The 22017-nt window shown below is 63.1% G+C and carries 21 protein-coding genes and 1 other annotated feature; of the genes, 20 read left to right on the plus strand and 1 reads right to left on the minus strand.

The window, feature by feature from the left end; all coding sequences use genetic code 11:
* Positions 1 to 18 precede the first annotated feature (18 nt).
* The 3 genes from der to H7U37_RS01655 are packed head-to-tail and all read left to right on the plus strand — an operon-like array spanning position 19 to position 3035.
* A complete protein-coding gene (gene der / locus H7U37_RS01645) occupies positions 19 to 1341 on the plus strand; it encodes a ribosome biogenesis GTPase Der (protein ID WP_204873083.1) in 1323 nt (440 codons plus the stop codon).
* A 6-nt stretch (positions 1342 to 1347) separates the two neighbouring features.
* A complete protein-coding gene (locus tag H7U37_RS01650) occupies positions 1348 to 2037 on the plus strand; it encodes a glycerol-3-phosphate acyltransferase (protein ID WP_204873085.1) in 690 nt (229 codons plus the stop codon).
* Positions 2034 to 3035 carry an NAD(P)H-dependent glycerol-3-phosphate dehydrogenase gene (locus H7U37_RS01655; RefSeq protein WP_204873087.1) on the plus strand — a complete coding sequence of 334 codons (1002 nt, stop codon included), beginning with the start codon at positions 2034 to 2036 and terminating at the stop codon, positions 3033 to 3035. The genes H7U37_RS01650 and H7U37_RS01655 overlap by 4 nt, the downstream gene beginning before the upstream one ends.
* Positions 3036 to 3102: 67 nt before the next feature.
* On the opposite strand, the gene H7U37_RS01660 is transcribed toward H7U37_RS01655, so the two are convergent.
* Positions 3103 to 3519: a hypothetical protein gene (locus H7U37_RS01660; RefSeq protein WP_204873089.1), complete on the minus strand. Its 417-nt coding sequence runs from the start codon at positions 3517 to 3519 to the stop codon at positions 3103 to 3105.
* 373 nt (positions 3520 to 3892) lie between these two features.
* Between H7U37_RS01660 and epsC the strand changes: the two genes are divergently transcribed.
* The 17 genes from epsC (at position 3893) to sigE (ending at position 21797) form a co-directional block, all read left to right on the plus strand.
* Positions 3893 to 4543: a serine O-acetyltransferase EpsC gene (gene epsC / locus H7U37_RS01665; RefSeq protein ID WP_204873091.1), complete on the plus strand. Its 651-nt coding sequence runs from the start codon at positions 3893 to 3895 to the stop codon at positions 4541 to 4543.
* A gap of 15 nt (positions 4544 to 4558) precedes the next feature.
* The gene (gloA2, locus tag H7U37_RS01670) at positions 4559 to 4936 is read left to right on the plus strand and encodes an SMU1112c/YaeR family gloxylase I-like metalloprotein (RefSeq protein WP_204873092.1); all 378 of its coding nucleotides are present in this window, start codon (positions 4559 to 4561) and stop codon (positions 4934 to 4936) included.
* 20 nt (positions 4937 to 4956) lie between these two features.
* Positions 4957 to 6372: a cysteine--tRNA ligase gene (gene cysS / locus H7U37_RS01675; protein WP_204873093.1), complete on the plus strand. Its 1416-nt coding sequence runs from the start codon at positions 4957 to 4959 to the stop codon at positions 6370 to 6372.
* 197 nt (positions 6373 to 6569) lie between these two features.
* Entirely contained in the window at positions 6570 to 7349 is a 780-nt protein-coding gene (larE, locus tag H7U37_RS01680) for an ATP-dependent sacrificial sulfur transferase LarE (RefSeq protein ID WP_204873094.1), read from the plus strand.
* Positions 7346 to 8143 (plus strand): nickel pincer cofactor biosynthesis protein LarB, encoded by a 798-nt coding sequence (gene larB / locus H7U37_RS01685; RefSeq protein WP_204873095.1) that lies wholly within the window; start codon positions 7346 to 7348, stop codon positions 8141 to 8143. The genes larE and larB overlap by 4 nt, the downstream gene beginning before the upstream one ends.
* Positions 8140 to 9453 carry a nickel pincer cofactor biosynthesis protein LarC gene (larC, locus tag H7U37_RS01690; protein WP_204873096.1) on the plus strand — a complete coding sequence of 438 codons (1314 nt, stop codon included), beginning with the start codon at positions 8140 to 8142 and terminating at the stop codon, positions 9451 to 9453. Before larB ends, larC begins: the two co-directional genes overlap by 4 nt.
* Positions 9450 to 11006 (plus strand): ABC transporter substrate-binding protein, encoded by a 1557-nt coding sequence (locus H7U37_RS01695; protein WP_204873097.1) that lies wholly within the window; start codon positions 9450 to 9452, stop codon positions 11004 to 11006. Before larC ends, H7U37_RS01695 begins: the two co-directional genes overlap by 4 nt.
* Before the next feature lie 62 nt (positions 11007 to 11068).
* Entirely contained in the window at positions 11069 to 12019 is a 951-nt protein-coding gene (locus tag H7U37_RS01700; protein WP_204873117.1) for an ABC transporter permease, read from the plus strand.
* A complete protein-coding gene (locus H7U37_RS01705; RefSeq protein WP_204873099.1) occupies positions 12016 to 12840 on the plus strand; it encodes an ABC transporter permease in 825 nt (274 codons plus the stop codon). Before H7U37_RS01700 ends, H7U37_RS01705 begins: the two co-directional genes overlap by 4 nt.
* Before the next feature lie 13 nt (positions 12841 to 12853).
* Positions 12854 to 13780, plus strand: a complete 927-nt coding sequence (locus H7U37_RS01710) for an oligopeptide/dipeptide ABC transporter ATP-binding protein (RefSeq protein ID WP_204873101.1) — start codon at positions 12854 to 12856, stop codon at positions 13778 to 13780.
* Complete coding sequence (locus H7U37_RS01715) at positions 13777 to 14376, plus strand: ATP-binding cassette domain-containing protein (protein WP_204873103.1); 600 nt, start codon at positions 13777 to 13779, stop codon at positions 14374 to 14376. The genes H7U37_RS01710 and H7U37_RS01715 overlap by 4 nt, the downstream gene beginning before the upstream one ends.
* 56 nt (positions 14377 to 14432) lie before the next feature.
* Positions 14433 to 14672: a binding site (T-box leader), on the plus strand.
* A gap of 62 nt (positions 14673 to 14734) precedes the next feature.
* A complete protein-coding gene (gene leuA, locus H7U37_RS01720) occupies positions 14735 to 16423 on the plus strand; it encodes a 2-isopropylmalate synthase (RefSeq protein WP_204873104.1) in 1689 nt (562 codons plus the stop codon).
* Between the two features lie 40 nt (positions 16424 to 16463).
* Entirely contained in the window at positions 16464 to 17840 is a 1377-nt protein-coding gene (gene glnA / locus H7U37_RS01725) for a type I glutamate--ammonia ligase (RefSeq protein ID WP_204873105.1), read from the plus strand.
* A 33-nt stretch (positions 17841 to 17873) separates the two neighbouring features.
* On the plus strand, positions 17874 to 18683 hold the full coding sequence (dapF, locus tag H7U37_RS01730; protein ID WP_204873106.1) for a diaminopimelate epimerase: 810 nt from the start codon (positions 17874 to 17876) through the stop codon (positions 18681 to 18683).
* Positions 18667 to 19887 carry an LL-diaminopimelate aminotransferase gene (locus H7U37_RS01735; protein WP_204873107.1) on the plus strand — a complete coding sequence of 407 codons (1221 nt, stop codon included), beginning with the start codon at positions 18667 to 18669 and terminating at the stop codon, positions 19885 to 19887. Before dapF ends, H7U37_RS01735 begins: the two co-directional genes overlap by 17 nt.
* A gap of 291 nt (positions 19888 to 20178) precedes the next feature.
* The gene (locus H7U37_RS01740) at positions 20179 to 21048 is read left to right on the plus strand and encodes a sigma-E processing peptidase SpoIIGA (RefSeq protein WP_204873108.1); all 870 of its coding nucleotides are present in this window, start codon (positions 20179 to 20181) and stop codon (positions 21046 to 21048) included.
* Positions 21049 to 21077: 29 nt separating this feature from the next.
* Positions 21078 to 21797: an RNA polymerase sporulation sigma factor SigE gene (gene sigE / locus H7U37_RS01745; RefSeq protein WP_204873109.1), complete on the plus strand. Its 720-nt coding sequence runs from the start codon at positions 21078 to 21080 to the stop codon at positions 21795 to 21797.
* Positions 21798 to 22017: the final 220 nt, after the last annotated feature.

Here is a 22017-nt window from a genome sequence, read left to right on the forward strand (position 1 = left end):
GAAAAGAGAGTGATACCAATGAAACCGTTAGTGGCCATTGTGGGCCGGCCTAATGTGGGCAAGTCCATGCTGTTCAACAAGCTGTGCGGCCAGCGGCTGTCCATCGTGGAGGACACGCCGGGGGTCACCCGGGACCGGTTATACGCCGAGTGCGAGTGGAGGAACCGGGTCTTTGACATCGTGGATACCGGCGGCATCGAGCCGGGCACCGATAACGAGATTTTGGCCTTCATGCGCCAGCAGGCCGAGATCGCCATTCAGAACGCCGACGTCATCATTTTCGTGTGCGACATCAAGACCGGCCTCACCGCCTCAGACTACGAGGTGGGCAAGATGCTCCTCAAGTCGGGCAAGCCGGTGGTGCTGGCCGTCAACAAGATGGACCAGGTAGGCCGGACCAATCCGGATATTTATGAGTTTTACAATCTGGGTCTGGGAGACCCCATCGCCGTCTCCGCCATCCACGGCCACGGCACCGGCGACCTGCTGGACGCTTGCTTTGAGTATTTCCCCCCGGAGACCGAGGAGGAGCCCCAGGACGACATCATCAAGGTGGCCATCATCGGTAAGCCCAACGTGGGCAAATCCTCCCTGGTCAACCGGATTCTGGGCCAGGAGCGGGTGATCGTGTCCAATGTGGCGGGCACCACCCGGGACGCGGTGGACAGCTACTTTGAAAACCAGCAGGGCAAGTATCTCTTCATCGACACGGCGGGTATGCGCAAAAAGTCCAAGGTGGACGATCCCATCGAAAAGTTCTCGGTGCTCCGCTCCACCATGGCCATCGAGCGGTGCGACGTGTGCCTCATTCTCATCGACGCCCAGGAGGGCGTTACCGAGCAGGACACCAAGGTGGCGGGCATGGCCCATGAGGCGGGCAAGGCGTGCATCATCGTGGTGAACAAGTGGGACGCGGTGGAAAAGGACGACAAGACCATGGACCGGATGCGGGAGGAGGTCCGCCGGGACCTGGCCTACATGACCTACGCTCCCATTGTCTTTATTTCCGCCCTCACCGGCCAGCGGGTGAGCCGGCTCTTTGCGCTCATCAACTATGTCAACGACCAGGCGTCCATGCGCATCACCACCGGGATGCTCAATACGCTGCTGGCCGACGCCACCCAGCGGGTGCAGCCCCCCAGCGACAAGGGGAGACGGCTGAAGATCTTCTATATGACCCAGGTGGGGGTGCGGCCCCCGCATTTTGTGTGTTTCTGCAACGACGCAAAGCTTTTCCATTTCTCCTATCAGCGCTATATCGAAAACCAGATCCGCAACACCTTCGGACTGGAGGGTACCCCGGTGGTGCTGACCGTCCGGCAAAAAAGCGACAAGGAGTGAGTTGACATGGGGACCACGCAGACGGTATTGGCATTTTTGGGAACAGCGGTGATCGCGTATTTTCTGGGGTGCTTCAACGGGGCGGTGATCGTCTCCAAGTATATTCTGCGGGACGACGTGCGCACCCACGGCAGCGGCAACGCGGGATTGACCAACTTTCACCGGACTTTTGGCGGGCCGCTGACCTTTGTGGTCATTTTGTGCGACGTGCTCAAGGCGGTGATCGCCGTGCTCATCGGCGCGGCCCTCATCGGCGGCGCGCTCCAGCTGGACACGGCTTTTGCTGCCAGCCTGCTGAAGATCGGCAACATACAAGCGGAGGATTATGGCAAGTACTGGGGCGGCATCTGGTGCTTACTGGGCCATATGTTCCCCTGTATGTTCGGCTTCAAGGGCGGCAAGGGCATTTTGTCCGGCGGCGCGGTGGCCATCATGATCGACTGGCGGGTGGCGCTGGTGGTATGGGGCGGCTTTTTGATTTTGGCGGTGCTGACCCGGTATGTGTCCCTGGGCTCCTGCTGGGCGGGTGCCAGCTTCCCCTTTGCCACCTGGTTTGTCTATCAAAACTGGATCATCACCCTGATGGCGCTTTTTATCGGCGGCATGATTTTGTGGAAGCACCGTTCCAACATCGGCCGTCTCATCCGGGGCGAGGAGTCCAAATTTACCCTGCATAAAAAGGAGCCGAAGGCATGAAAACAGCGGTCCTGGGCAGCGGAAGCTGGGGCACGGCCCTGGCCATGGTGCTGCTGGAAAACGGAAATGAGGTCGTACTCTGGTCCCACAACCCAGACCGGGCGGCGGAGATGGCGAAAACGGGCCTAAATCCCCGTCTGCCCGGCGTCTCCCTTCCGGCGCGTCTGGTCCACAGCGGTTCACTGGACTGTACCCGGCACTGCGGGGTAGTGGTGCTGGCCACCCCGTCCTATGCGGTGCGTCAGACCGCCCATCAGCTGGCGGGCTGTCTGACGCCGGGCACGGTGGTGGTGTCGGTGTCCAAGGGCATCGAGCGGGAGAGCGGCCTCACCCTCACCGACGTCATCGCAGAAGAGCTGGGAGAGGGCTTTCCCATCGTGGCCCTGTGCGGACCCTCCCACGCCGAAGAGGTGGCCCGGGGCATTCCCACGGCGCTGGTGTCTGCCTCCCGCAACCAGGCGGCGGCGGAGCTGATCCAGGACCTGTTCATGAACCGGCATATGCGGATCTATACCTCGCCGGATATCGTCGGGGTGGAGATCGGCGCGGCGCTGAAAAACGTCATCGCCCTGTGCGCCGGATGCAGCGACGGCATGGGCTTTGGGGACAACACCAAGGCGGCGCTGATGACCCGGGGCCTGACGGAAATTGCCCGGCTGGGGGTGTCCATGGGGGGCCGGGAGGAGACCTTCGCCGGTTTGACCGGGGTGGGTGACCTGATCGTTACCTGCACGTCGGTCCACTCCCGCAACCGCCGGTTCGGCATTTTGCTGGGCCGTGGGGTGCCGGTGGAGCAGGCCCTCAAGCAGGTGGGTGCGGTGGTGGAGGGTTACTATGCCACCGCCAACGCCTGGTTCCTGGCCCGGAAGGCGGGGGTGGAAATGCCCATCACCCACGCGGCCTACCAGGTCCTCTATGAGAGCCGGGACCCGAGAGAGGTCATCACGGAGCTGATGACCCGGGCGAAAAAGCACGAAATCGAAGAGAGCTGGGTATAACAAACGGGCGGCCGCAAGGCTGCCCGTTTGAGATAAGAGATAAAAATATAAGAGATAAGGAGGCGCGTCAGGAGAGGAAGGCCATCACGATGGACCACACCAGCAGCGCCGTCAGACAGGCCAGGAAGCAGGGGAGAAAGAGCTTTTTCCTGGAAAACCCCTCTTTCTTGACGGCATCTTCCCCCGTGCCCGCCGGCACAAGCTTGAGGACAAAGCCGCCCAGGGCCTCCTGAATGCCTTTCACGTCCTCATAGGAGCATTTTTGGGCGATGAGCAGGGGGAGACGGAAGAGGAGATCATCCCGTGCGGTATCCGCCGATACGCCGGCCCAGTTTTGATAGCGGATGAAGGCCAGTTCCTTTTCCTCCGCGACGCCCAGCAGGATCACGTCATAGGACGACGCCATGGGCATGCCGCAGCCGGGGCAGGAGGCGGCGAAGCGGCAGACACTGTGCCCGCACTCCGGGCAGGGGATACATGCCATAAAAATTCCTCCTTTTTGGTTAAACCCATTATAGTATACCGGATTTGGCCTGTCAAACCACTTGACACCACTGGGGGACCATGCTAATATAATGAAGTATGAACGTGAGGAACGGAAAGAGTAGCATCCTTCCCCGGACACAGAGAGGACCCGCCGCCGGCTGCAAGCGGGTCTGTCTGGGCGGCTGTGAAGTGCATCCGGGAGCGTGGGGCGTAATGGCCCCCGGTTGGCCGCCGATAGCGGGCCGGCCCGGTTGATGGACCGGGGCTGAGTCAATGCGAGAGTGGAACCGCGACTGTTATGAGCCGCCTCTTGCGCCCGATGGGGCGTGGGAGGCGTTTTTTGTTTGCAGGAAGCAAGAGGAGGCTGTCTTATGACACGATTAGGCGAGACCCTGGCGGCCTATCAGGCCCGCGACCCGGCGGCCCGGAGCAAGCTGGAGATTTTCCTGCTCTATCCCGGCGTACACGCCACCATTTACCACCGCATCGCCCATTTTCTCTACTGTCATCACCTGAAATTTCTGGCCCGCTTCGTCTCCCAGTGGAGCCGCTTCTGGACGGGCATCGAGATCCACCCCGGGGCCAAGATCGGCCGCCGCTTCGTCATCGACCACGGTATGGGCATCGTCATCGGCGAGACCGCCGAGGTGGGGGACGACTGCCTCATCTACCACGGGGTTACCCTGGGCGGTACCGGCAAGGATCAGGGCAAGCGCCACCCCACCCTGGGGAATAATGTGATGGTCTCCGCCGGCGCCAAGGTGCTGGGTCCCTTCAAGGTGGGGGACAATTCCCGCATCGCCTCCAACGCGGTGGTTTTGAGCGAGATTCCCCCCGACGCCACCGCCGTGGGCGTACCGGCCCGTGTGGTGCGCATCGCCGGTGAAAAGGTGAATTTTGCCTCCAGCGTGGACCAGATCCACATCACCGACCCCCTCCAAAAGGAACTGCAAGCCATCACGTCCCGGCTGGAGTTTGTGGAGCAGCTGCTGGAAGAGCAGAGCCACGGCTCCCACGACTGAGAGGGGGAGAACGCTGTGTTTGACGCAGTCCACCATGTGGCCATCATCGTGTCGGACTACCAGGTCTCCCGCCGGTTTTATGTGGAGACGCTGGGCCTGCCCATCGTGCGGGAAAACTACCGCCCGGAGCGGGGCGACTGGAAGCTGGACCTGCGGGTGGGGGCGGTGGAGCTGGAGATCTTCTCCAACCCGTCCGCGCCGGAGCGGCCCACATATCCCGAGGCCCGTGGCCTGCGCCATCTGGCCTTCCGGGTGGCGGACGTGGCCGCCGCCGCGGCCGAGCTGGAACGGCGGGGCATTCCCTGCGAGCCCATCCGCACCGACCCCTATACCGGCGGGCGCATGACCTTCTTTCACGATCCGGACGGCCTGCCGCTGGAATTGCATGAGTAAGGAAAAAGGAGAGAGACAGCATGTATCTTTATAACTCGTTGACCCACAGCAAGGATGAATTCCGCACCCACACCCCCGGCAAGGTGGAGATGTACACCTGCGGTCCCACGGTGTATCACTTTGCCCACATCGGCAACCTGCGCAGCTACCTGATGGAGGACGTGCTGGAAAAATTCCTGCGCTTTGCCGGCTATGACGTCCACCGGGTCATGAACATCACCGACGTGGGACACCTGGCCTCCGACGCCGACACCGGCGAGGACAAGATGTTAAAGGGCGCTAAGCGGGAGCACAAGACCGTCATGGAGATCGCCCAGTTCTACACCGACGCCTTTTTCTCCGACTGCGAAAAGCTGAACATCAAGCGGCCCGACGTGGTACAGCCCGCCACCGGCTGCATTCAGGAGTATATCGACATTGTCACCCGTCTGCTGGAAAAGGGCTATGCCTACCAGGCGGGCGGCAACATCTATTTTGACACCTCCAAGCTGGACAAATACTATGTGTTCAACGACCACGACGAGGAGGACCTGGCCGTGGGTGTCCGGGACAGCGTGGAGGAGGACCAGAACAAACGCAATAAGGCGGATTTTGTCCTCTGGTTCACCAAGAGCAAGTTTGAGGACCAGGCCCTCAAGTGGGAGTCTCCCTGGGGCGTGGGCTATCCCGGATGGCACATCGAGTGCTCCGGCATCTCCATGAAGTATAACGGCGAGTACCTGGACCTCCACTGCGGCGGCGTGGACAACGCCTTCCCCCACCACACCAACGAGATCGCCCAGTCGGAGGCCTATTTGGGCCATCCCTGGTGTCCCCAGTGGTTCCATGTCCACCACCTCAACACCAACACCGGCAAGATGAGCAAGTCCAAGGGTGAATTTTTGACCGTCTCTCTCCTGGAGGAGAAGGGCTACGACCCCATGGTCTACCGTTTCTTCTGCCTCCAGTCCCACTACCGCAAGGGCCTGGTGTTCTCGTGGGAGAACCTGGACAACGCGGCGGCGGCCTATCAGAAGCTGGTGGCCCGGGTGGCCGCCATTCCGGCGGAGGGCGCCGTGGAGCAGGACGTGGTGGACGCGGCCCGGGAGAAGTTCATCGAGGCGGTGGGCAACGACCTGAACACCGCCATGGGCGTCACCGCGCTTTATGACATTCTGAAGGCCAAGACCACCGGCGCCACCAAGCTGGCGGTCATCGGCCAGCTGGACCAAGTGCTGGGCCTGCGCCTTCTGGACCACGCCGACGCGGTGCGCACCGCCCAGAAGGAGACCCCCGCCGTGGAGACCGACCCGGCCATCGACGCCCTGGTGGCCCGGCGGACCGAGGCCAAGAAGGCCAAGAACTGGGCGGAGGCCGACCGCATCCGCGACGAGCTCAAGGCCATGGGGGTGGAGCTCATCGACACCAAGGAGGGCACCACCTGGAAGCGGGTGTAAGAAAAACGCCTTGACGGCGGGGCGGCGGGCGTGCTAAACTAAAAGGCATACAGGGCCAGAAGGCCCGGAAAGCCGCAGAAGCGGCCCCTCTCCCCCGCGCATCAGATCAACCAGGAACAGACCGCCCGCAAAAGCCGGCGGATGCCAGAAGGCATGTCGTTTGACATGCCTTCTTTTTTCTTTTGGGAGGAAAAAGGATGACCTTACAGGAATTTTTTGGACAGCACCCGGAAGCGGCGGTGGCCTGCTCCGGCGGGGTGGACTCGGCGCTGCTGCTGTGGGCGGCGGGACGCTGGGCCAAACGGGCAAAGGGCTACTATGTCCACACCCCCTTTCAGCCGGCCTTTGAGCTGGCCGACGCCAGGCGGCTTTCCGAAGAGACCGGCGTGCCGCTGACGGTGGTGGAGCTGGATGTACTTTCCGTGCCCGGCGCGGCGGAGAACGGGCCGGACCGGTGTTATCACTGCAAAAAGGCGATTTTTGAAGCACTGTGGCGGGCGGCGAAGGCCGACGGCTTTCCGGTGCTCCTCGACGGCACCAACGCCTCGGACGACGCCGCCGACCGGCCGGGCATGCGGGCGCTGGCGGAGCTGTCGGTGTGCTCTCCGCTGCGGGAGTGCGGCCTTTCCAAGGGAGAGGTGCGGCAGCTGTCCAAAGCGGCTGGGCTGTTTACCTGGGACAAGCCCGCCTATGCCTGCCTTGCCACCCGGGTGCCCACGGGGACGGCCATCACCGCCGCCGACCTGGCGCGGGTGGAGCGCGGCGAGGACGCCCTGCGGGCGTTAGGTCTGCGGGAATTCCGGGTGCGGCTTTTCCACGGCGCGGCCCGGGTGCAGGTGACCGAAGAAGAGTGGCCCCTCCTCTGCGCCCGCCGGGCGGAGGTGGAAAAAGCCCTCTGCGGCACATTTGAAGGGGTATTGCTGGACGCCCAGCTGCGTCCGGCGGAAAAAGGAAGAGAACAGGAGGGAAGAGCATGACCAACGGGAAACGGGATACTTTGGCGCTGCTGCGGGCGGTGGCGGACGGCTCGGTCAGTCCGGAGTCGGCTTTTTTGGAGTTCAAGGAATCGCCCTTTGAAGATTTGGGGTATGCCAAGGTGGACCACCACCGAACCATCCGTCAGGGCGCGGCGGAGGTGATTTACGGCGCGTCCAAAACGCCGGAGCAGATTTTGGGCATTTCCAAGGCCATGTCGGACCGGGGATGCCGCAACATTCTGGTGACCCGGATGTCGGAGGAAGCGGCCCGGCTGGTGGGGGAGCAGCTGCCGCTGGACTACCATGAGCTGCCCCGGCTGGGCATCGTCAGCCCGGCGGAGCGGTCCAGCCTGGGGTCCATCGTGGTGGCCACCGGGGGCACCAGCGACCTGCCGGTGGCGGAGGAGGCCGCCCTCACCGCCGAGGTGCTGGGCAACCGGGTGACCAGGCTTTACGACGTGGGCGTGGCGGGACTTCACCGGCTGCTGTCCAATCTGGCCCCCCTCATGTCCGCCCGGGTGGTGGTGGCGGTGGCCGGAATGGAGGGGGCGCTGGCGTCGGTGATCGGCGGGCTGGTGGACTGCCCCGTCATCGCCGTACCCACCAGCGTGGGCTATGGGGCCAGCTTTGGGGGACTTTCCGCCCTGCTGTCCATGCTCAACTCCTGCGCCTCGGGGAGTAGCGTGGTCAACATTGACAACGGTTTTGGGGCCGGTTATCTGGCCAGCATGATCAACCAGATGGAGGGGCTGGACGCCTGGTCCGGCCAGAAAAAGGAGATGGAAACGGTATGAAAACGCTGTATCTGGAATGTCATATGGGCGCGGCGGGCGATATGCTCATGTCGGCGCTGTTTGAACTTTTGTCCCCTGCCCAGCAGAGGGAATTTTTGGAGACCATGAACCATCTGCTGACCGGCGTTACGGTCACGCCCCAAAGGGTGCAGACCTGCGGCATCACCGGCACCCATATGGAGGTGCTGGTCCACGGGGAGGAGGAACAGTCCCACGACGTCCACGACCATCACCATCCCCACGACCACGTGCATCCCCATGCGCATGACCACGACCACGCGCATCCCCACGACCATGACCACGACCACATACATCCCCATGCGCACGACCACGATCATGTACATCCTCATGACCATCCCCACCATCATCATGCCAGTCTCCCCCATATCCGCGGCATTCTGGACGGCCTTTCGGTGCCGGAGACGGTAAAGGAGCAGGCCGGCGCTGTTTATGCTGCCATTGCCCGGGCGGAGAGCGCCGCCCACGGCTGCCCGGTGGAGGAGGTCCACTTCCATGAGGTGGGCGCACTGGACGCGGTGGCCGACGTGACGGGGGTCTGTCTGGCCCTGTCCATGCTCCGGCCGGACCATATTGCCGCCTCTCCCATCCATGTGGGGAGCGGCATGGTGCGCTGCGCCCACGGCGTCATGCCGGTGCCCGCCCCGGCCACGGCGTTTTTGCTCAAGGGTATCCCCACCTACGGCGGAGAGGTGCAGGGCGAGCTGTGCACTCCCACCGGCGCGGCCCTCATCGCTCACTTTGCCCAGTCCTACGGCCCCATGCCCGCCATGGCGGCGGAGGCGGTGGGCTACGGCGTCGGGAAAAAGCAGTTCGAGCGGGCCAACTGCGTCCGGGCCTTTTGGGGGGAAAGCGCGGAAGAGCACGCCCCCAACGGAGAGATCACCGAGCTGGTGTGCAATCTGGACGACATGACCCCGGAAGCCCTGTCCTTTGCCTGCAAAAAATTGCTGGAGCTGGGGGCGCTGGACGTGTACACCCTGCCCGGCCAGATGAAAAAGGGTCGTCCCGGCTGGGTGCTGACAGTGCTCTGTGAGCCGGACCGGGAGGAGGCGCTGGCGGTCCACATCCTGCGGGAGACCACCACCAACGGGCTCCGCGCCCGGCGGTGCGCCAAATATTTTCTCCGTCCCACCGTGGAGGAGCAGGAGACGGCATACGGTCCCATCCGGGTCAAAAAGGCGGATGGTTACGGCCTTGCCCATCAAAAACCGGAGTTTGAAGACGTGGCCGCCGCCGCCCGAAAGAGCGAAACGCCGTTTTATCAGGTGTACCGGGAGGTCGACAGATGAAGAGAATCCTTTGCGCCCTTTTGTGTTGTACTTTGCTGACCGGCTGTGCCCGGAGCGGCCCCACCGCCACCCAAACGGCATCTGAGGAAGAGAAAAACAGCGTGGTGATCGCCCTGGACGTCAACTCCGAGCCTGCCGCCGGCTTTGATCCGGTCTACGGCTGGGGGGCGGGCGAGCATATGCACGAACCCCTCATTCAGAGCACCCTTACCGTCACCAATACGGATCTGACCATCGGCTATGACCTGGCCACCGGCTATACCGTCAGCGACGACGGCCTCACCTGGACGGTCACCCTCCGGGACGACGTGTCCTTTACCGACGGTGAGCCTTTGACGGCGGAAGATGTGGCCTTTACCTATAACACCGTCAAGGAGAGCAGCTCGGTCACCGACCTCACCATGCTGGACCGGGCGGAAGCCCTTGACGATACCACCGTGGTGTTCTATATGAACACGCCCTTTTCGGTGTGGCCCTATACCATGGCCTATGTGGGCATCGTGCCGGAACACGCCTATGACGAGACTTATGGCGAGCACCCCATCGGCTCGGGCCGGTACATCCTCAAGCAGTGGGACAAGGGCCAGCAGATCATTCTGGAGGCCAACCCGGATTATTATGGGGAACAGCCGGAGATGGAGCGGGTGACCATCCTCTTTTTGGAGGAGGACGCGGCGTTTCTGGCGGTGCAGGCCGGACAGGTGGATCTGGCCTACACCTCCGCCACCTACGCCGACCAGCAGCCGGACGGATATACCCTCTTCCGGTGCGAGACGGTGGACAACCGGGGGATCAATCTGCCGGTGACGGGCAACCCGGTGACATCTGACCTATCGGTACGCCGGGCCATCAACATGGGCATCGACCGGCAGGAGATGATCGACAACGTGCTCAACGGCTACGGCACCCCGGCGTACAGCGTGTGCGACAAAATGCCGTGGTACAGTCCGGACGCTCAGGTGGCGTACGACCCGGAAGGCGCGGCGGCGCTGCTGGAGGACGCCGGCTGGACGCTGGGCGCGGACGGCGTGCGGGAAAAGGATGGGGTGAAGGCCCAGTTGAACATCCTCTATTCCAGCGGCGATTCGGTGCGCCAGGCGCTGGCGGCAGACCTTTCCAACCAGCTGGGGGAGCTGGGCTTTGCCGTCACCATCGAAGGGGTGGGCTGGGATACGGCCTACGACCGGGCCCTGACCGAGCCGCTGGTGTGGGGCTGGGGGGCCCATACCCCCATGGAGCTTTACAACATCTACCATACCGATAGTACCGCCGGCACAGCCCGCTACTCGCCCTACGCAAACGAAACGGTGGACGGTTATATGGACCAGGCCCTCCGGTGTACCGATCTGGAGGAGTCCTATGCCCTGTGGAAGAAGGCCCAGTGGGACGGGACCGCCGGCGTCACCCAGGAAGGGGATGTCCCCTGGGTGTGGCTGGTGAATGTGGACCATCTCTACTGGGTAAGAGAGGGGCTGCAAGTGGCCCAACAGAAGATTCACCCCCACGGACACGGCTGGTCCATTGTAAACAATGTGGATCAGTGGAGCTGGTAGGAAAGAAAGAGGGATGAAGTGTGAAACACCGCCTGGGCTTTGCCCTGCGCAAGCTGCTGCGCATGGCCGTTTTGCTGCTGGGCGTCAGTCTGGCGGCCTTCCTGCTGATGACCGCCTCGCCGCTGGACCCGCTCCAAACCAGTGTGGGGCAGGTGGCCATGGGCAGCATGAGCGCCGAGCAGATTGCCCGTCTGGAGGCCTATTGGGGGGCGGGAACGCCCCCGCTGGAGCGCTATCTGGGCTGGTTGGGAGATGTTCTGCACGGCGATCTGGGGACCTCCCTCTATTTCCGTCAGCCGGTGGCCCAGGTCATCGGCCAGCGGCTGGCCAGTTCTCTCTGGCTGATGCTGGCGGCGTGGGTGCTCTCCGGCGTGCTGGGCCTGACTCTGGGCATCCTTGCGGGGGCCAACCGGGGCAGGTGGCCGGACAAGCTGGTAAAGGGCTATTGCTTCGTCATCTCCAGCACCCCGGCCTTCTGGCTGGCCCTTCTTCTGATGATGATTTTTTCGGTGTGGCTGGGGCTTTTGCCCACCGGACTTGCGGTGCCCATCGGGGTGACCGCCGATGAGGTGAGCCTTCTGGACCGGGTGCGCCACGCCATTCTCCCGGCGCTGACCCTCAGCCTCACCGGGGTAGCCAACATCGCCCTTCACACCCGGGAGAAAATGGCCGACATCATGGAGAGCGACTATGTGCTGTTCGCCCGGGCCAGGGGGGAGTCCAAGGGCGCGATTCTGCTCCGCCACGGACTGCGCAATGTGGCCCTGCCCGCCATCACCCTGCAATTCGGGTCCATCAGCGAAATTTTCGGCGGATCTGTCCTGGTGGAGCAGGTCTTTTCCTACCCGGGCCTGGGACAGGCGGCGGTGACGGCGGGCCTGGGCGGGGATCTGCCCTTATTGCTGGGGATCACCGTGATTTCGGCGGCGCTGGTTTACGGCGGCAATGTGGCGGCGGACCTTCTGTACGGCGCGGTGGACCCCCGCATCCGAAGGGGGGCGGCGAAGCGATGAACCGCAAAATCAACCGGCGGAAGGTAACGATGGCCTTGCTGCTGATTTGCGTCGGTTTGCTGGCGGCGGTGGCGGTGAGCGGCGTTTTGCTGGCCGGACAGGCGGCTCAGACCGACTTTTCCCTCAAAAACCAGACCCCGTCTCTCACCCACCTTTTCGGTACCGACTGGATGGGGCGGGATATGCTCTCCCGTACCCTGACCGGTCTTTCCATGAGCATCCGCATCGGCCTTGCCACAGCGGCGGTGAGCGCGGGGATATCCCTGCTGCTGGGGAGCGCGGCGGCGCTGAGCAGACGTGCCGACGGGGTGGTCACCTACTGCATCGACCTGGTCATGGGGGTACCCCATATTCTGCTGCTGATTTTGGTGTCCCTGGCCTGCGGCAAGGGGTTGACCGGCGTGGTGGCGGGGGTGACCCTCACCCACTGGACCAGCCTGGCCCGGGTGTTAAGAGGGGAGATTCTCCAGCTGCGGAGCGCACCCTATCTTCAGGTGGCGGTCAAGCTGGGACAGAGCAAGTGGGCCATTTTGCGCCGTCACCTGCTGCCCCATCTGCTGCCCCAGTTTCTCACCGGGCTGGTGCTCCAGTTCCCCCACGCCATTTTGCACGAGTCCAGCCTGACCTTTCTGGGCTTCGGCCTTTCGCCGGAGCAGCCCGCCATCGGCAACATTTTGTCCGAGGGTATGAGCTACCTCACCACCGGAAAATGGTGGCTGGCCCTCTTTCCAGGCCTGGCGCTGGTGGTGACAGTGGCCCTGTTTGCCGCGCTGGGGGAGGGGGTCCGGCGGCTTCTGGACCCGGCCACCGCCCATGAATGAAGGAGGAATGAGGATGGAAAACCCGGTTTTGGAGGTGGAGGACCTGTCCATCTCCTTTACCCAGTATGCCCATGGCGCCGGGCGGCGGGAGCTGCCCGTCATCAGGGGGCTGGATCTGACGGTCCGCGCCGGCGAGATCAGTGCGGTGGTGGGGTCCAGCGGCTCGGGAAAGAGTTTGCTGGCCCATGCGCTTCTGGGGCTGCTGCCCTATAACGCCGCCTGTACCGGCGTCATGCGCTACAAGGGCCAGCGCCTCACCCGGGAGAAGATGGAGGCGCTGCGTGGCAAAGAGATGGTACTGGTACCCCAAAGCGTCAATTTTCTCGACCCGCTGATGCGGGTGGGGCCTCAACTGGCCCGGGGCAAGCGGGAGAAGGGTGTAAAAGAGAAGATTCGGGCCGTGCTGGCCCGGTACGGTCTGGGCCCCGAGACCGAGGAGATGTACCCCTTTGAGCTCTCCGGCGGCATGGCCCGGCGGGTGCTCATCTCCAGCGCGGTGGTGGAGCGGCCGGTGCTGGTCATTGCCGATGAGCCCACCCCCGGACTGGACGGGACCGCGGCCAAGCGGATTTTGGGCCATTTCCGGGAGCTGGCCGACCAGGGCACGGCGGTGCTCTTCATCACCCACGATCTGGAACTGGCCCTGACGGCGGCCGACCGGGTGGCGGTATTTTACGCGGGGGTGACGGTGGAGGAGTGCCCGGCGGCGGATTTTGGCCGTCAAGCACACCACCCTTATACCGCCGCCCTGTGGCGGGCCATGCCGGGCAACGGCTTTGTGCCCATTCCGGGCAGCCAGCCCTATCCGGGCCGGGAGGAGGCGGGCTGTCCTTTCGCGCCCCGGTGCGATCGACGCCGGGAGGAATGCGCCGGAACCATTCCCGTCCGAAGGGAAGGCAGAGATTACATCCGCTGTGTGCGGGAGGGGGTGGTCCCGTGAGACTGGAGGGAAAAAGTCTGACCTTCCGCTACCGGAAGGACCGGAAGCCGGTGCTGGAAGGAATTACGATTTCCATAGAGAGCGGGGAGCGGCTGGGCCTTGCTGGACCCAGCGGCCGGGGGAAAACCACCCTCTGCCGCCTGCTGGCGGGGTATGAAACGCCAACGTCTGGGGAAGTCCTGCTGGACGGAACGCCGCTGTCGGCCCGGAAAGGTCCCTGCCCAGTGCAGCTTTTGTGGCAGAACCCGGAGACGGCGGTGGACCCCCGGATGCGGATGGACCGGGTGCTGGCCGAGGGCGGACCGGTAGCGCCGGAGCTGCTGGAGGCGCTGGGCATCGAGCCGGATTGGCTGAAGCGCTGGCCAGGGGAGCTGTCCGGCGGCGAATTGCAGCGGTTTTGCCTGGCCCGGGCTCTGGGGCCGGCCACAAAAATTCTGCTGTGCGACGAGATGAGCGCTATGCTGGATTACATCACCCAGGCCCAGCTCTGGGAGGTGTTGCTGGCCGAGGCGGAGCGGCGGGACCTGGGGCTGCTGGTGGTGAGCCATTCCGGCAAGCTGCTGGAGCGGGTCTGCACCCGGGTTATCACCCTTTGAACCGACAGGTTTGTCCTTGACAAGGGAGGAAAAATGCGGTATTATGTTCACAATTCACAAAGGTGATGAAGGGAAGAAGACACGGTCCGTCCCGCTCAGAGAACCGGTGGTTGGTGTGAACCGGCGCGAGGGCCCCGTGTGGATACTGGTCCCGGAGCAGTCCGCCTGAAAGAAAACGGTAGGGTGGAACGGCTGGCCCCGTTACCGGCCATGGCCTTGTTGGAGGCCGTGAGCGTCCTGCCGGCGACGGCGGACGGAACCAGGGTGGTACCGCGTAGTATTGTTACGCCCCTGACCTTTTTGTAAAGGTCGGGGGCTTTTTCATACCCCTGACCGCCTGAATTAAGGAGGAATCATTATGAAAAAGGCGTTTGAAAAGTACATTCCGTTCCAGCCCATCCCCATGGCCGGCCGCAAATGGCCCGACCGCCAGATCACCAAGGCGCCGGTGTGGTGCTCGGTGGACCTGCGGGACGGCAACCAGGCCCTGGTGGACCCCATGAACCTCCAGGAAAAGCTGGAATACTTTCACACCCTGATGGATATTGGTGTCAAGGAGATCGAGATCGGCTTCCCCTCCGCCTCCGAGACCGAGTATGAGATCTGCCGGGAGCTCATCGACGGGGGTCACATTCCCGACGACGTGACCATCCAGGTGCTGGTCCAGGCCAGAGAGCACCTCATCAAAAAGACCTTTGAGGCCATCAAGGGCGCCAAAAACGTGATCCTGCATTTCTACAACTCCACCTCCACCCTCCAGCGCAAGGTGGTGTTCCACTCCGACATGGCGGGCATTACCAAGATCGCCACCGACGCCGCCGACCTCATTTATGAGATGTCCCAGCCGATGATTGAAGCGGGTATGAACCTGCGGTTTGAATACTCGCCGGAATCTTTTATGGGGACCGAGATGGACTACGCCGTGGAGATCTGCCAGGCGGTGCTGGAGCACCTCCACGCCACCCCGGAGCGCAGGGTGATTTTGAACCTGCCCTCCACGGTGGAAAACTGTATGCCCAACTACTTTGCCGATGAGATCGAGTATTTTATTGAAAAGCTGCCCAGCCGTGATTGCGCCATCATCTCCCTCCATCCCCACAACGACCGGGGCTGCGGCGTGGCCACCGCCGAGATGGGCCTGCTGGCCGGCGCCGAGCGCATCGAGGCCACCCTCTTCGGCAACGGCGAACGGACGGGCAACGTGGATCTCGTCACCCTGGCCATGAATATGTGGACCCAGGGGGTGGACCCGGAGCTGGACTTCTCTGACATCAACAAGATCCGGGACATGTACGAGCGCACCACCAAGATGAAGGTGGGCGAGCGGCAGCCCTACGCCGGCGAGCTGGTCTTTACCGCCTTCTCCGGCTCCCATCAGGACGCCATCAACAAGGGCACCCAGTGGATGGCCCAGCACGACAGCGGCTATTGGGAGGTGCCCTACCTGCCCATCGACCCGGCGGATGTGGGGCGGCAGTATGAGCCCATCATCCGCATCAACAGCCAGAGCGGCAAGGGCGGCGCGGCCTTCGTGATGCAGCACTCCTTCGGCTTCGACCTGCCCAAGGCCATGCACCCCGAGTTCGGCCACATCGTCCAGGTGGAGACCGACCGGGTGGGCACCGAGCTCAAGGCCGAGCGCATTTATGGGCTTTTCAAGGAGAATTATATCGACGCCGACAAGCCCTATGAGATGATGCGCCACTCCTTCGCCGAGTTCACCGACGAGGAGGGCCACTCCCACGTCACCTTTGCCGGCACCCTTCGCCATACCGACACGGTTTTCCAGGTCCAGGGCTCGGGCAACGGCCCCATCGACGCCTTCTTCAACGCCATCCACGGCCAGAAGATGGACCATTTCACCTTTGTGGACTACAAGGAGCACGCCATCAAGAGCGGTTCCGACTCCCAGGCCGTGGCTTACATCCATCTTCAGGATGAAACCGGCAAGGACTGGTTTGGCGTGGGCATGAGCCATAACATCAATCTGGCGCCCCTCAAGGGCATTTTGTCCGCCATCAACCGCTGGTATCGGGCCACCCACTGAGCAAAAGTTTCGGTTGCCAACCGGGATGCGATGTGATAGGATGAATCATATTTCAGCCTACGCTTGCAGAAAGGGGAGGGGACCCGTGCCCTATACCAAGGAAGACATCATCCGCATCGTCCGGGAAAAAGACATCAAATTCATTCGTATGCAGTTTGCCGACATCTTCGGCCAGCTGAAAAACGTGGCGCTCACCGCCTCGCAGGTGGAGAAGGCGGTCAACAATCAGATTATGTTCGACGGCTCCTCGGTGGAGGGCTTCGTCCGCATTGACGAGTCGGACCAGTGCCTTTATCCGGATCTGAACAGCTTTACCGTGTTCCCCTGGCGGGCCCAGTTCGGCGAGACCGCCCGGCTCATCTGCGACGTGTACAACACCGACGGCAGCGCGTTTATGGGCGATCCCCGCAACGTGCTCAAGCGGATGATCGGCAGGATGCACGATATGGGCTACGATACCTTTAATGTGGGACCTGAGTGTGAGTTTTTCCTCTTTAAGACGGACGAAAACGGCCGTCCCACCACCGAGACCAACGACGAGGCGGGGTATTTCGACCTGGGCCCCCTGGACCACGGCGAGAGCACCCGGCGGGAGATCTGCCTCAATCTGGAGCAGATGGGCTTTGAGATCGAGGCCAGCCACCATGAGAACGCCGCCGGCCAGCACGAGATCGACTTCAAGTATGCCGACGCCCTCACCGCCGCCGACAACATCATGACCTTCAAGCTGGCGGTCAAGACGCTGGCCCAGAAGAACGGCCTCCACGCCACCTTCATGCCCAAGCCCATCTTCGGCGTGGCGGGATCGGGGATGCACACCAACATGTCCCTGTTCAAAGACGGCAAGAACGTATTCTATGACCCTGACGATCCCAGGGGCCTTTCCAAGGAGGCGTACAGCTTCATTGCCGGCATCCTGGCCCACGTCCGGGGCTTTACCGCCATCACCAACCCCCTGGTCAACTCCTATAAACGCCTGGTGCCCGGCTACGAGGCCCCCTGCTACCTGGCCTGGTCGGCCAGCAACCGCTCGGCCCTCATCCGCATCCCCGCCGCCCGGGGCCAGTCCACCCGTGTGGAGCTTCGCTCTCCCGACCCCTCCTGCAATCCGTACCTTGCCTTTGCGGTGTGTCTGGCCGCCGGTCTGGATGGCATCGAGAAGGGCCTCACCCCGCCGGCGGAGATCACAGAGAACATCTACGCCATGGACGCCGCCGCCCTGGAGGCCCACGGCATCGCGGCCCTGCCCGACTCCCTGTCCAGCGCCATCAAGGCCCTGGAGGCCGACCCCCTCATCATGGACGCCCTGGGCGACCATGTGTCCTCCTACTACATCGCCGGTAAGCGCCGGGAGTGGCGGGAGTACAAGACCCGGGTCAGCTCCTGGGAAGTGGAAAAGTATATGACCAATTACTAAGCCTCATTTGTCCTGCGGGAAAGGAGAGCTGATATGCGTTTTACCAAAATGGAAGGGCTGGGCAACGACTACGTCTACCTCAACTGTCTGGAGCGTACCCCGCCTGACCTGCCGGAGCTGGCCCGGCGGGTGTCGGACCGGCACTTTGGGGTTGGGTCTGACGGCCTCATCTGCGTGTGTCCCTCGGAACAAGCGGACTTCCGGATGCGGATGTTCAACGCCGACGGCTCGGAGGGCGAGATGTGCGGCAACGGCATCCGCTGTGTGGGCAAGTTCGTCTATGACAAGGGCCTGACGGACAAGACCACCGTGTCGGTGGAGACCAAGGCGGGCGTCAAGGTGCTGGAGCTCCAGCTGGGGGCTGACGGCCTGGTGTCCGCGGTGACGGTGGACATGGGCGCTCCGGCGGTGGAGAAGCCCCGGGACATTACGGTGGACGGCAGGTCCTACACCGTGACGCCGGTGTCCATGGGCAATCCCCACGCGGTGCTCTATCTGGAGGGTATCGACGGCCTGGACCTGCCCAAAATCGGCCCGGGGTTTGAGCATCACCCCAGCTTTCCCAACCGGACCAACACGGAATTTGTGGAGGTCACCGACCGGACCCACCTGCGGATGCGGGTGTGGGAGCGGGGCAGCGGAGAGACGCTGGCTTGCGGGACCGGCGCCTGCGCGGTGCTGGCGGCCACGGCGTCGGCGGGCCGGTGTGAGCGGAGCGCGGAGGTGGCCCTGTTGGGGGGCGTGCTGCGCATCCGCTGGGACGAGGCCGACGGCCATATTTACATGACGGGACCGGCCGTCACAGTATTTGAAGGAGACTATCCCTATGGTTCAGATCAATGACAATTTTCTCAAGCTGCCCGGCAGCTATCTGTTCTCTGAAATCGCCCGGCGTGTGGCGGCGTACAGCGCGGCCCATCCGGAGAAAGCCCTCATCAAGCTGGGCATCGGCGACGTGACGCTGCCCCTGCCCCAGGCGGTAACCGCCGCCATGCACAAGGCGGTGGACGAGATGGCCACGGCCTCCGGCTTCCACGGCTACGGCCCCGAGCAGGGCTACGCCTTCCTGCGGGAGGCCATTGCCGCCCAGGACTACAAGGCCAGAGGGGTGGACATTGCGCCCGACGAGATTTTCATTTCCGACGGCGCCAAGAGCGACTGCGGCAACATCGTGGATCTCTTTGGGCCGGACAACAAGGTGGCGGTGTGCGACCCGGTGTATCCGGTGTATGTGGACACCAACGCCATGTCCGGCCGGGCCGGTGTATACGACGAAAAGAGCGGCAAGTGGAGCAATCTGGTCTATATGCCCTGCGTGGCGGAAAACGGCTTCATGCCCGACCTGCCCGGTGAGCTGGTGGATATGATCTATCTCTGCTTCCCCAACAATCCCACCGGCGCGGCCGCCACCATGGATCAGCTCAAGCCCTGGGTGGAGTATGCCAACCGGACCGGGGCGATTTTGCTCTACGATTCGGCCTACGAGGCGTTCATCACCACCCCCGGCGTGCCCCATACCATCTACGAGATCGACGGCGCCCAAACCTGTGCCATTGAATTCCGCTCCTTCTCCAAGACGGCGGGCTTCACCGGCACCCGCTGCGCCTATACCGTGGTGCCCAAGGCCCTCCAGCGGGGCGGGGCCAGCCTCAACGCCATGTGGAACCGCCGTCAGTGCACCAAGTTCAACGGCGTGCCCTACGTGGTCCAGCGGGGCGCGGAGGCCGTCTATACGCCGGAAGGCCGGGCTCAGGTGCAGGCCAACCTGGCGGTCTATCAGAACAACGCCAAGGTCATCCGGGAGGGCTTGGCGGCTGCCGGTCTCACGGTATCCGGCGGCGTGGACTCCCCCTACGTCTGGGCCCGTACCCCCGACGGTGTGGACTCCTGGACCTTCTTTGACCGGCTTTTGCAGGAGGCCAACGTGGTCACCACCCCCGGCGCGGGCTTCGGACCCAGCGGCGAGGGCTATATCCGCCTGACCGGTTTCGGCCAGCCCGACGCCACTAAGGAGGCCGTGGAGCGGGTCAAGGCCGTCATCAGATAAAGAGATAAAAGATAAGAGATAAGAGATAGGGTGAGCGTTTCGCATGACGTCTGTTTGTGCGATGCGCCCACCCTGTCTTATTTTTTATTTTGAAATACCGTTGCAAATCGCTCACCCGTAGGGGCGGCCCTTGTGGCCGCCCGCCGTTGAAGCAGAGGGGAAACGCGGGCGGCCATAAAGGCCGCCCCTACAGAATGAACCCGCAGCTTCTCTCCCCCCACCCTGCGTCTCCGACTCTTTTCTGGCCGGACGGAGGGTATAATAGTCTCTGCCGCCCGTCCGCCGCGCCCCGTGAAAAGGAGGTGGAGCCATACGGTCGTCTATCTGGACCTGGTGTTTCTTCTGAATCTGTGCGTGGATTATCTCATGCTGCTGGCAGCGGGACGGCTGGCCGGAGAGGTGCTGCGCCGTCCGCGCCTTTTGCTGGGCGCGGTGCTGGGCAGTCTCTATGCCTGCGCCATTTTTCTGCCCGGTCTGGGCTTTCTGGAGCATCCTCTCTGCCGGATCTGCGTGGGGGTGGTGATGGCTCTGGCAGCCTATGGGAGCAGCGCTCATCTGCTGCGGTGTACGCTGGTTTTTTTCGGGGTATCGGCGGCGCTGGGCGGAGCCATTCTGGCGGTGACGCTGCTGGGCGGGCAGGGAATGACACTGCAAAACGGCGTTTTCTATTCCGGCATGGACCTGCGCATATTGCTGCTGGCAGCGGCGGGCTGCTATGTGGCGCTGACCCTGGTCTTTGGCAGGGGAGCCGGGCACAGCCTCAGAGAGCTGCGGACGGCCCAGGTGCGGCTCCATACGCGCAGGGTGACCCTGACCGCGCTGGTGGACACGGGGAACACGCTCACAGACCCGGTGACCGGTCGGCCGGTGCTGGTGGCGGAGGGGGAAAAGTTAAAGGCGCTCTTTCCACCTGACGGCGGGCCGCGGCCGGAGGAGCTGCGGGACCCCACGGCGGCGCTGGAACGGCTGGGGGCGGGAGCGGAGGGGCGCCGGTGGCGGCTGCTGCCCTACCGCGCGGTAGGGGTGAGCTGCGGGCTGCTGCTGGCTCTGCGGACCGACGGCGTGCGGGTGGGGGAGACCGACTACGGGCCCATTCTGGTGGCGCTCTCGCCCACGCCGGTCAGCGACGGCGGAGGGTATAACGCCCTCATTGGGGTATAACGGCGGATGGCGGACAGAAAGGAGGAAGGATGAAGGGGATCGGAAGGATAGCGGCGGCGATCCGGGCGCTGCTGGCCAGACTGGGGCTTGCGCTGCCCGGAAAGGTCATGTACATCGGGGGGAGCGACGTGCTGCCCGCGCCCTTGCAGCGGGAGGAGGAGGCGGCGTTCATCGCCCGCCTGTCGGCGGGAGACGAGACGGCCAAGGCGACCCTCATCGAGCATAATCTCCGGCTGGTGGTCTACATTGCCCGGCGGTTTGAAAACACCGGCGTGGGGCTGGAGGACCTCATTTCCATCGGCACCATTGGACTGATCAAAGCGGTGTCCACCTACCAGCCGGCCAAGAACATCAAGCTGGCCACCTACGCCTCCCGGTGCATCGAAAACGAGATTCTCATGCACCTGCGCAAAACCGCCAACCAGAAAAGCGAGGTCTCCTTCGACGAGCCCCTCAACACCGATTGGGATGGAAACGAGCTGCTGCTCTCCGACATTCTGGGCACCGAGGGCGACCTGGTCATGAAGCCCATTGAGGAGGATGTGGACCGGCAGCTGCTCGCCCGGGCTCTGGCCCAGCTGGCGCCCCGGGAAAAGGAGATCATCACCCTGCGCTTTGGCCTGGACGGCCGGAAGGAGCGCACGCAGAAGGAGGTGGCTGACCGTCTGGGGATCTCCCAGTCCTACATATCCAGGCTGGAAAAACGGATCATTGCCCGGCTCAAGCGGGAGATTTTGAGACTGCTTTAAGCGGAAAAGCGGGACATCGGCCAGATGTCCCGCTTCAGCTTGTCAAAAAAGTCTGTTGTCTCCAATCAAAATGCAAGTATCCTGAGAATCGTTTTTCGATTTCCAACGGGAACGGCCCTGCGCGGGCGGCGCCAGGCCCCGCAGCGTTAAAAAATGTGCCGGTGGCACATTTTTAGCGGAGGCCGAGCGGCTATGCCGCGAGGAGGGAAGCAAAGGCAAC

It is taken from the genome of Pseudoflavonifractor phocaeensis (genome assembly GCF_016901735.1).
GTDB lineage: Bacteria > Bacillota > Clostridia > Oscillospirales > Oscillospiraceae > Pseudoflavonifractor_A.

Bases quoted from the DNA above. Each gene is read 5' to 3' on its own strand.
- epsC (WP_204873091.1), top strand. From the start codon at position 3,893: ATGACACGATTAGGCGAGACCCTGGCGGCCTATCAGGCCCGCGACCCG.
- der (WP_204873083.1), top strand. From the start codon at position 19: ATGAAACCGTTAGTGGCCATTGTGGGCCGGCCTAATGTGGGCAAGTCC.
- leuA (WP_204873104.1), top strand. From the start codon at position 14,735: ATGAAAAAGGCGTTTGAAAAGTACATTCCGTTCCAGCCCATCCCCATG.
- larE (WP_204873094.1), top strand. From the start codon at position 6,570: ATGACCTTACAGGAATTTTTTGGACAGCACCCGGAAGCGGCGGTGGCC.
- H7U37_RS01700 (WP_204873117.1), top strand. From the start codon at position 11,069: ATGGCCGTTTTGCTGCTGGGCGTCAGTCTGGCGGCCTTCCTGCTGATG.
- sigE (WP_204873109.1), top strand. From the start codon at position 21,078: ATGAAGGGGATCGGAAGGATAGCGGCGGCGATCCGGGCGCTGCTGGCC.
- cysS (WP_204873093.1), top strand. From the start codon at position 4,957: ATGTATCTTTATAACTCGTTGACCCACAGCAAGGATGAATTCCGCACC.
- glnA (WP_204873105.1), top strand. From the start codon at position 16,464: ATGAATCATATTTCAGCCTACGCTTGCAGAAAGGGGAGGGGACCCGTG.
- larC (WP_204873096.1), top strand. From the start codon at position 8,140: ATGAAAACGCTGTATCTGGAATGTCATATGGGCGCGGCGGGCGATATG.
- H7U37_RS01650 (WP_204873085.1), top strand. From the start codon at position 1,348: ATGGGGACCACGCAGACGGTATTGGCATTTTTGGGAACAGCGGTGATC.
- H7U37_RS01705 (WP_204873099.1), top strand. From the start codon at position 12,016: ATGAACCGCAAAATCAACCGGCGGAAGGTAACGATGGCCTTGCTGCTG.
- H7U37_RS01655 (WP_204873087.1), top strand. From the start codon at position 2,034: ATGAAAACAGCGGTCCTGGGCAGCGGAAGCTGGGGCACGGCCCTGGCC.
- H7U37_RS01695 (WP_204873097.1), top strand. From the start codon at position 9,450: ATGAAGAGAATCCTTTGCGCCCTTTTGTGTTGTACTTTGCTGACCGGC.
- H7U37_RS01735 (WP_204873107.1), top strand. From the start codon at position 18,667: ATGGTTCAGATCAATGACAATTTTCTCAAGCTGCCCGGCAGCTATCTG.
- larB (WP_204873095.1), top strand. From the start codon at position 7,346: ATGACCAACGGGAAACGGGATACTTTGGCGCTGCTGCGGGCGGTGGCG.
- H7U37_RS01710 (WP_204873101.1), top strand. From the start codon at position 12,854: ATGGAAAACCCGGTTTTGGAGGTGGAGGACCTGTCCATCTCCTTTACC.
- H7U37_RS01660 (WP_204873089.1), bottom strand. From the start codon at position 3,519: ATGGCATGTATCCCCTGCCCGGAGTGCGGGCACAGTGTCTGCCGCTTC.
- dapF (WP_204873106.1), top strand. From the start codon at position 17,874: ATGCGTTTTACCAAAATGGAAGGGCTGGGCAACGACTACGTCTACCTC.